The following is a 9,539-nucleotide window of genomic DNA, read 5'->3' as shown; positions in this document are numbered from 1 at the left end:
AGCCACCCCCTAATAGGAAAAGTTTGTGTTTTATATAATATTCCTTAAAAAGAGAAAACAAACAAAACCTTAACAATTCTGTTTATAATCACTAGGGAGGGACTTAAGTCCCTCCCTAGTGATTGTCTTTCTATCATACTCTAAACGGTAACCGCAAGGATTACTGTTACGTTTTAAAAGGAATAATTGGTTTGGTTTGAATTAATAAACAAACTCTCCAAATTCAGATTGTATCGTTACTTGTTTACCTTCAAAGCCTTCTACCCTACCAATAATCTGAGCATCAATGCCAAATGATTTTGAAATATCAATTAAAGTCTGGGCGTATTGTGGGTTTATGTACACTTCTAGTCTATGCCCCATGTTGAAAACCTTATACATTTCTTTGAAATCTGTATTGCTTTCTTCCTGAATCATTTTAAACAATGGAGGCAAAGCAAAAAGATTATCTTTAATAATATGTACGTTATTTACAAAATGTAGCACCTTTGTTTGTGCCCCACCAGAACAATGTACCATACCATGTATTACAGGTCTTAATTCGTTCAATATCGCCTTTACAACGGGTGCATAAGTACGAGTAGGTGAAAGGATTAATTGACCTACGTTCAATGGTGCTCCTACTACTTCATCAGTCAGGCGCTTTGAGCCACTATAAACCAAATCTTTTGGTACGGCAGGGTCAAAGCTTTCAGCATACAAATCTGCTAAATAATGACCAAGCACATCATGACGAGCCGAAGTTAAGCCATTAGAACCCATTCCACCATTGTATGTTTTTTCGTATTTCGACTGTCCGTCAGAAGCCAATCCAACAATTACATCTCCTGCTTGAATAGTATGATTAGAAATCACGTCTGAACGTTTCATTCTAGCTATTACGGTAGAATCTACAATGATTGTTCTTACTAAATCGCCAACGTCTGCTGTTTCGCCACCAGTACTCCAAATCCCAATGCCATTGTCTCTAAGCATTTCTAGTACCTCTTCAGTGCCGTTGATGATTTCAGCAATTACCTCGCCTGGAATAAGGTTTTTATTACGACCAATTGTGCTTGATAACAACATATTATCCGTTGCACCCACACAAATTAAATCATCCGTATTCATCACCACGGCATCTTGCGCAATGCCACGCCACACAGAAACATCACCTGTTTCTTTCCAATAAAGATAAGCCAATGATGATTTAGTACCTGCACCGTCGGCGTGCATAATATTGCAATAGGTGTCGTCGCCACCTAACATATCTGGAGAAATTTTACAAAATGCTTGCGGAAAAAGCCCTTTATCAAGTTTTTCGATGGCTTTATGTACGTCTTCTTTAGAGGCAGAAACACCTCTTTGCATGTAACGATCGGTCATTATGCGCTTTACTTTTTTCGTTTTATTAATCTATGCTACAAAGTTACGCTTATCTCAACAAAAAACTTCATTCAAAGCTTTACTAAAGGATATTTGCTATTAAAATTCTTGGTAAAGGGTATAATCAAGCTACTCTTTTCAGATTTTAACGCTATTATAAACTTCTGATTAACAAAAGATTAAGCGCAACAAAAAAGTGTATCAAGACGTTATTTTTTCAAAATTTATCAGTAATTTACCAAATCATTAATAACACCTCTTAAAAACGCATCAATCAGTAGTCTATTTACCAAAGCAATCACGAGTTCAAGTATATTCTTTCAACATTAAAATTTAAGGATTATGGGTCGGAAAGTTTTAGTTTTAAATCAAGATTATAGTGCTTTAACCGTTTGTTCGATTCCTAAAGCTTTTTTGTTGGTCTTCCTAAAAAAAGCCGATTTAATATCTGAATCTGCCACCGAACAATTAAGAAGTGTCTCTCAGTCTTTCCCCATGCCTTCGGTCATTCGTTTACATCGTTATGTGTATTTGCCTTATAAAGGCGTAATGTTATCAAGGCAGAATATTTTTAGGCGTGACGGTGGACAATGTCAATATTGCGGAACACCTGAAGATTTAACGTTAGACCATGTATTGCCCAAATCAAGAGGAGGAAGAACGTCATGGGACAACCTTGCTACGGCCTGTAAGCGATGCAATTCAAGAAAAGGAGACCTTACCCCAGAAGAAGCAGGAATGCCTTTAAAAACCAAACCTTATAAGCCTTCGTTTGTGATGTTTTTAAGAGATTTTGGTGGAAGTATAGAAGAAAGTTGGTTACCTTTCTTGGGAAAAAGAAAAGAGAAAGCATTTGTTCAATAAACCAAAAAGAGGTCGCTCATTGATGGGCGACCTCTTTTTCATTTATTGATTGATTAAGCTACTAGCTCGTTGTATTGCTTTCTTATACAAAGGCACCGTACTACAAGGCTCGCCAAACATTAATGACTGTAGATAAGGCTTAAATAATCTCGTAATTTCTACATAAGCACTAGTTGGTATAACTCTTTTTATAAGGACTTCTATTTAGTTATTTTCATTAGATCCATCCATACAATCCCTTCAAAATATACAATTCTTAAATATTTAACCATAAAATTTATTTTACTCAATATAAATCGTAATTTTACTCAATACATTGAGCAAAATTATGTTTATTAAATCAGAAATAGCCATTCTAAAAAAAAGAATGGAAGACAATCGTAAATTCATTCAGGTTATTATGGGCCCTAGGCAAGTAGGGAAAACAACGCTGGTTAAGCAATTAATCACTCAAATTGATGTGCCTACAGTCTTTGTAGCTGCTGATGGAGTGCCTTCTGCCAATAGTATATGGATTAGCCAGCAATGGCAATTAGCACGTTTTCAATTAATTAACAGTGGTGCTAGAGAATGTATTTTAATTATTGATGAAATACAAAAAATTGATAATTGGGCAGAAATAATAAAAACAGAATGGGATAAAGACACCTTTGAAAATAGAAATATCAAGGTGATTTTATTAGGTTCTGCACGATTGCTTTTGCAACGTGGACTAAGTGAATCCTTAGCAGGTCGTTTTGAGATAATACAAATGACCCATTGGTCTTTTGCTGAAATGCAAGAAGCTTTTGACCTTTCAGTAGAGCAATTCGTTTATTTTGGTGGGTATCCTGGTGCGGCTTCTTTAATTGTAGATGAGGAGAGATGGAGAGAATACGTATTACAAAGTCTAATAGAAACAACGCTCTCGAAAGATATTTTAATGATGACAAGGGTTGATAAACCCGCATTATTAAGGCAATTATTTGAATTAGGCTGTAGTTATTCTGGTCAGATTTTATCCATGACTAAACTTTTGGGACAGCTACAAGATGCTGGAAATACAACTACGCTATCTCATTATCTTGAACTCTTAGACTCTGCAGGGTTATTGGTTGGTCTTGAAAAATATGCTCCAGATATAGCTAGACAAAAGATGTCGATTCCGAAATGGCAAGTTCAAAACACAGCTTTCTCTTCAGTTTATAACCCCTACAGCTTTAAACAATCTATCCAAAATCCAGAAATTTGGGGTAGATGTGTTGAAACTGCAATTGGAGTCCATTTAATAAGGGCACAAAGATTACAAAAAACAGAGGTTTCATATTGGCGAGAAGGCAACGATGAAGTAGATTTTGTTTTAAAAAAATCAAATAAAGTTATTGGTATTGAAGTAAAAAGCGGTCGTACACAAAGTGCGAAGGGTATGATAGCTTTTGCCAAAAAGATGCGTCATGATAAGGTCTTACTGATAGGAAATAGTGGTATTCCATGGCAAGATTTCTTAAAATCGGATGTAAATATTTTATTTGAAATGTAAGCAAAGTTACCTCCACAATATTGTTTCGGTGAATCAGGAATAGAGATGTTTTGTATCTCTATTCCTGATTCACCGAAACACTCTGTCTAACCATCGCCTTTTTATAAAGCGGCACCGTACTACAAGGCTCGCCAAACATCAATGACTGTACATAAGGTTTAAATAACCTTGTGATTTCTACATAAGCACTGGTTGGTACGGGTACTTTTGAACAACCCTTTATGACAACTTTTGCTCCACGATATTCTTCGGGATTAATTTTAGCAAGGGCTTCGTAAAATAACTTATCTTCCAAGGCCTTTAAGTCTCCAAAAACAATACAATTGGCAAAGTCTTGTAGTTTCAAGGTCAATAGCATATAGGCCCAAGTAGGGATTACAGCATCTTCTGAACAGATAACTGCAACATTTTTGCCTTCATACTGCGACCAGTCATGATTTTTAAGGAATTCTCTAAAGTCTTTTTCCTTTAAAATCATGCCCATAAAAAGATTATCTTTCAAGTCATACACAACTCTCTCTCCTTTGTGGTAAAGCTCCTCAAGGTCGAATGAGATTAGACCGCTACTCGCTACTTTATTGATAATGATATCTTCCATATCGCTTACGATTTAATGAATCGGTTTATATTTTCTTGGGCTGAGTCCCTACAAAATCTTTTAGATAGAAAGGTTCAAAGCTTACTACGTTTTCAAATAACGATTCTTCAAAAGATTTAGTTGCCAAATACCCTATGCTTTTAGCAGAAGGAAGGATAGGTATCTCTAAAAATTTGGCATTATTATGCGAGATAGACTCTCGGCATTTGTCTGCTCCGTCGCCAAAGAAAACGATAGGTTGGGTATTCAATAAATCAATGAAAGAATATTCGTCGATAACCTTCGCTTCTGTTTCTAGAATACTGGTTAGGTTGGTCTTTACTATAGTGCAATACACTTCCATTCTTCTAGCATCAATCATCGGGCAAAGCAAATAATTGGCAGGAAAAAAATCTTTTACTTGATAAGCCATTGCCTCTAAAGTATTGATAGCTATCAGGGGCTTGTCTAATGCAAAACAAAAACCTTTGGCCGTTGAAACACCAATGCGTAAACCCGTATAAGAACCCGGTCCTTTCGCCACAGCGATAGCGTCTAATTCATTTAAAGTAAATCCTGATTGCTTTACTACATTTTCGCAAAGGGTAGTCAGCATTCCTGAATGAGACTTTTCAGTAAAAAGCTCGCTACAAGCCAATATTTTGCCATCTTGATGAACAGCAACCGAACATACTTTGGTGGAAGTATCAATGCTAAGGATTAATGCCATTGGAATATTAATAAATAATTAATTTGCTACAAAATTACATCCAAGCTGTGGCAAATAAAAATGGCGATAGATTTCTCTAACGCCATTCGTAATATTGTTACCTTTTATTAAGACATTATTGATTAATTTCCTTTCAGAATTGATTGATAACGTGGCATATCTGTAAACAATTTCAAAGCCTCCTGAATTTCAGGGTCTTTGGCGAAAGATTGCTCACGCGTACCTCTTTGTAAATAATAATGCACTACTATTTCTTGTTCTAAAGCTGTTTTTATCTCGTCTTTAAATTTCATAATGTCTGCTTCTTTACTATGCGAAAGTTTATTTCTAAGCGACTTTAACTGTTCTGAGATATTCTCATAATAGCGTTCTCTTTTAGCTGAAGCTTCTAATAAGTTAAGGTCTTTTTCCGCTTGAGTGGTATAATCAAAATCTTGTGTAACTGCCCATTTTACAAAGTCGTTATATTCAGCATTTGTTAATTCAAAATCTTTCGCTGGTTTAATCGACGGATGTTCAAAATGATACTTAATGGCATAATCAAACAAAATATATCGATTCGATAAAGCCAACGTAACGGCAGCAGGATAAGGTCTATCCACTTCAATATCTGGCAAAATACCTCCACCATCATACACTACTCTACCACTTTTTACAGTTTTGAATGGTCTACGCAACGAATCTGGCAATTTACCTACGCTACCATCTGGATTACGGTGACTATAGTCAATCGCTTGAATACAACGTCCACTTGGAATATAATACTTTGCCGTAGTTACTTTTAGTTTGGTATTATAAGTCAAATCACGGGTTATTTGAACAAGTCCTTTTCCATAACTGCGTTGTCCGATTAATACACCACGGTCATAATCTTGAATCACACCCGCAACGATTTCAGCAGCCGAAGCACTTCTTGAGTTGGTTAATACTGTTATTGGCATTTCTGTATCTATGGCAGCATTCAACCCTACGTAAGTCTTATTCCAATCTTCTACTTTACCTTTGGTTGAAACAATCTCAGATTCTTTTGGAAGAAAAATATTACAAATATCCACTGCCATATTCAAAAGCCCTCCTGGGTTTTCTCTTAAATCAAGGACTAACTTTTTCATACCCTTACCTTTTAGTTCGGTAAAAGCTGTACGTACTTCTTTAGACGCCGTACCTGTAAAGTCTTTTAAATCGATATAGCCTACTTCGTTATTAATCATGCCGTAGTAGGGTACGTTTTTCATTTTTACTACATCACGTACGATAGAAACTTCTTCTAATTTATCTGTGCCATAACGTTTTACAGTTATTCTTACGGCTGTACCTGTTTGTCCTTTGATGAGCTTGCCAGCATCGTTAATTTTACGTGCTGCCAAATCTACGCCATCTACTTTTACAATTTCATCCCCAATGCGTAATCCTGATTTTTCGGCGGGTGTGCCTTCATCAATCAGCATAATTACGATTTTGCCATTTCTGTTGCCTGTTACAATCCCAATACCATTGTATTTACCCGTAGTCATCGTCATATAATCTTCGATTTCATCTTCGGCATAATACACAGTGTAAGGGTCAAACGATTTCAACATCGCATCAATAGAAGTCTTGATGGTTTTGTTCGGATTGATTTCATCTACATAATAGCGATTCAATTCCTTGAAGAGCGTAGCATAAATGTCTAAGTTTTTGGCAATTTCAAAGAAACGCTCGCCCGGTTCCGTAAATGATGCCAACGAAAAACCTATCACAGTAATTGCTGTGATTATTAATGACTTAGCAGACATTTTTATATTCATTTGTCAGAAAATTTTTAAAGAAAACAATTAAGGAAAGGATTCTTTATGTATTTGTACAAAGAACCAAACGAAGAAGGTTGTAGAAGTATTTCATCAGGCTTGGCGTAATTTGTTTAGCTTATTTGAAATACTGTCACTAAACCATTTTTTTGAAAATCGCTTTCATCGATTTTTCTATTTTGGCATAATCTTCTATCGTCTTTGCAATATACACAAAAGCAATATATGCTGGAATCTGTGAAGAAGGTTTTTCCAATAAAAGCTGTTTGTTCAAACGATAGGCTTCGCGCGTACGTCGCTTGATGAGGTTTCTATCAACAGCATGTTTAAAATATCGTTTTGAAACCGAAATTAAAATAGCGGGTAATGGCGATGTTGGATTTTCGATAGAAGAGACTTCCAATATCTCTTTATTAGCCTCATCTTCCAACAATTCCGCACTTGGTTCTGTCAATACGGCATCAGCATTATTGAAAATATAAGAAACACGAAAAGGGTAGAGAAAAACCGAGTTGATTTTTTCACTACCCTTTCTATCAAAGAGCTTATCTATAACTTTCTTAGAACTGAGTCGTTCTGACTTTTTGAAAGTAAACTTCATGCTTTAATTTGGTAATTTGAAGATTTGCTGATTTGAAAATGTCATAAAACAAATTTCAAACCCTACTAATTTTCAAATTTTCAAATTGTTCACACTATAAGACTATTTACCTCTTTTCTCGTCAGAAACTGTCAATTTGTGTCTTCCTCTTGCACGACGAGCAGCCAAAGTACGGCGACCGTTTGGAGTTGACATTCTTTCACGGAATCCGTGCTTGTTCTTTCTTTTTCTTACAGAAGGTTGAAATGTTCTTTTCATGGCATTATATCTTTATAATTCTTATATTTCTAAAACAGGACTGCAAAGGTACAGAAGTTTTTTGAAGTTGCAAATTCTTTCTAAAAACTTTCTGACACTAAGGTAATGATAATGAGTATCTTTGATAAAAATTATTGAAAGTTTAGATACAAATACTTATTGTGAAGGCTAATTTTATGTTACACTGAAAAGCTTTATCAAAATATGAATTATAAAATTTTTTCTCAAGAACCGCAAAGTCATCTGCTAAACATAGAAATGCTGATTGATAATATTCAATCAGAAACGCTTGAAATTCAGTTGCCTGCATGGCGACCAGGGCGCTATGAATTACAGCATTTTGCTAAAAATATTCAACGCTTTGAAATAGTTGATTTACAAGGCAACCTCCTTAGCTTTGGGAAAATCACTAAAGATAGATGGCGAGTAAATACGACTGATATTCAATCTATTAAAGTAGTTTTTACTTACTTTGCCAATGTGCAAAATGCTGGAAGTTCGTTTGTGGATGATAGTACGATGTACATCAATTTTGTAAACTGCTTGCCTTATGTAGAAGGCAGAATGGATGAAGCTTGTGAAGTAAGTATTTCTTTACCAGATGATTATAAGATTGTCTGTGGTTTGCCAAACAAGGTAAATGAACCTAATACTTTACTGGCACAAGATTATTATCATTTGGTTGACTGTCCGTTATTAGCAAGTCCTTATTTACAACATAAAAGTTATCGAGTAGCAGATACAGATTTTTTTGTCTGGTTTTTAGGGAATTATATTCCAAACTGGGAAAAAATATTATCAGACTTTCAAAAATTTACAGAAAAGCAGATTGAAATAATGGGCGATTTCCCTGAAAAGGATTATCATTTTATGAATTGGATATTGCCCACTTCATTTTATCATGGTGTGGAACATCGTAATTCTACCATGATTGTGCTGGGGCCAGCTTCAGAAGGCGATGGACTTTACACAGATTTACTGGGAGTTAGTTCACATGAATTGTATCATGCATGGAATATCTGCAAAATTCGTCCCATAGAAATGATGCCTTATGATTTTACCAAAGAAAATTATTTCACGACAGGTTTTGTAGCAGAAGGGGTCACTACTTATTTTGGCGATTTATTCTTAGTACAATCGGGTGTATTTAATATAGAAGCTTATCTAAAAGAATTAGAGACTGTCATCAAACGTCATTTTGAACAAGATGGACGAGCGTTTCAGTCGCTCACTGAATCGTCTTACGACTTGTGGTTAGATGGTTACTCACAAGCTATTCCTAATCGCAGAGTATCCATTTATCAGAAAGGAGCTGTAGTAGCCTTAATACTGGATTTGATGATTCGTTTGAAGTTTGGTCATCGTCGTTCTTTAGGCAGTATTATGCAACTAATGTGGGAACGTTTTGGTAAAACTGGTGAGGGTTATTCAATAGAAGATTATCAAAAAGTTTGTGAAGAAGTATATGCAGGGTCTTTAAAAGACTATTTTAAAAATTGTATTGAAGGCAATATTCCATTAGAAGATTTAGTAAATGAGCTACTCCAAGCCTTTGGTATTAGCATGCAACGCAACCCTGAGGGTAAAATTCATTTGGAATTGTTGGATTCAGAGAACGAAAACCTAAAGTTGTGGTTAAATTTGTAGCGATTTTTTTTAAGACACCTATCATTTTATAACTTAAAAGGTTATATTTTTGTTATGATAATTGAATTTGATAACGATGATTTATACAACTATTATTTAGGAAGTTTTAAAGGAAAGCCTAAATTTCCAATGGCTGTACAAAATCAATTCCGAAAGGTTGTATCACTTTTTCAAACTGCATCCTCATTTAC

General features: G+C 35.3%; 9 protein-coding genes and 1 pseudogene. 3 read left to right on the top strand and 7 right to left on the bottom strand.

Translation table 11 applies throughout. From position 1 onward, the window contains the following. Positions 1–201: 201 nt before the first annotated feature. On the bottom strand, positions 202–1,365 hold the full coding sequence (locus tag AC07XN_RS21365) for an AIR synthase related protein (RefSeq protein ID WP_309921974.1): 1,164 nt from the start codon (positions 1,363–1,365) through the stop codon (positions 202–204). Positions 1,366–1,707: 342 nt separating this feature from the next. Here AC07XN_RS21365 and AC07XN_RS21360 point away from each other — a divergent pair, with 342 nt between their 5' ends. Beyond that, positions 1,708–2,229, top strand: coding sequence for an HNH endonuclease (locus AC07XN_RS21360; protein WP_309921971.1), 522 nt, complete (start codon positions 1,708–1,710; stop codon positions 2,227–2,229). A 42-nt stretch (positions 2,230–2,271) separates the two neighbouring features. On the opposite strand, the pseudogene AC07XN_RS21355 reads toward AC07XN_RS21360, so the two are convergent. Further along, a pseudogene (locus AC07XN_RS21355) lies at positions 2,272–2,409 on the bottom strand (DUF2480 family protein); the annotation flags it as partial. A gap of 148 nt (positions 2,410–2,557) precedes the next feature. On the opposite strand from AC07XN_RS21355, the gene AC07XN_RS21350 reads away from it, so the two are divergent. Further along, positions 2,558–3,748: an ATP-binding protein gene (locus AC07XN_RS21350; protein ID WP_494744519.1), complete on the top strand. Its 1,191-nt coding sequence runs from the start codon at positions 2,558–2,560 to the stop codon at positions 3,746–3,748. Between the two features lie 58 nt (positions 3,749–3,806). Here the strand turns inward: AC07XN_RS21350 and AC07XN_RS21345 are convergent, their stop codons facing one another. From AC07XN_RS21345 to rpmH, 5 genes are all read right to left on the bottom strand, one after another. Next, a complete protein-coding gene (locus tag AC07XN_RS21345) occupies positions 3,807–4,346 on the bottom strand; it encodes a DUF2480 family protein (protein WP_309921965.1) in 540 nt (179 codons plus the stop codon). Positions 4,347–4,371: 25 nt separating this feature from the next. Next, a complete protein-coding gene (gene tsaB, locus AC07XN_RS21340) occupies positions 4,372–5,055 on the bottom strand; it encodes a tRNA (adenosine(37)-N6)-threonylcarbamoyltransferase complex dimerization subunit type 1 TsaB (RefSeq protein WP_494744518.1) in 684 nt (227 codons plus the stop codon). 122 nt (positions 5,056–5,177) lie between these two features. After that, on the bottom strand, positions 5,178–6,842 hold the full coding sequence (locus AC07XN_RS21335; protein ID WP_309921958.1) for a S41 family peptidase: 1,665 nt from the start codon (positions 6,840–6,842) through the stop codon (positions 5,178–5,180). A 136-nt stretch (positions 6,843–6,978) separates the two neighbouring features. Beyond that, complete coding sequence (rnpA, locus tag AC07XN_RS21330) at positions 6,979–7,443, bottom strand: ribonuclease P protein component (RefSeq protein WP_494744517.1); 465 nt, start codon at positions 7,441–7,443, stop codon at positions 6,979–6,981. Positions 7,444–7,545: 102 nt separating this feature from the next. Further along, a complete protein-coding gene (rpmH, locus tag AC07XN_RS21325) occupies positions 7,546–7,701 on the bottom strand; it encodes a 50S ribosomal protein L34 (RefSeq protein ID WP_309921952.1) in 156 nt (51 codons plus the stop codon). A gap of 204 nt (positions 7,702–7,905) precedes the next feature. On the opposite strand from rpmH, the gene AC07XN_RS21320 reads away from it, so the two are divergent. Then, positions 7,906–9,348 carry a M61 family metallopeptidase gene (locus AC07XN_RS21320; RefSeq protein WP_494744516.1) on the top strand — a complete coding sequence of 481 codons (1,443 nt, stop codon included), beginning with the start codon at positions 7,906–7,908 and terminating at the stop codon, positions 9,346–9,348. Positions 9,349–9,539: the final 191 nt, after the last annotated feature.

The organism is Arcicella sp. GW458-12-2-14-TSB2 (genome assembly GCF_059423785.1).
This window is presented reverse-complemented; position numbering and strand designations above follow the sequence as displayed.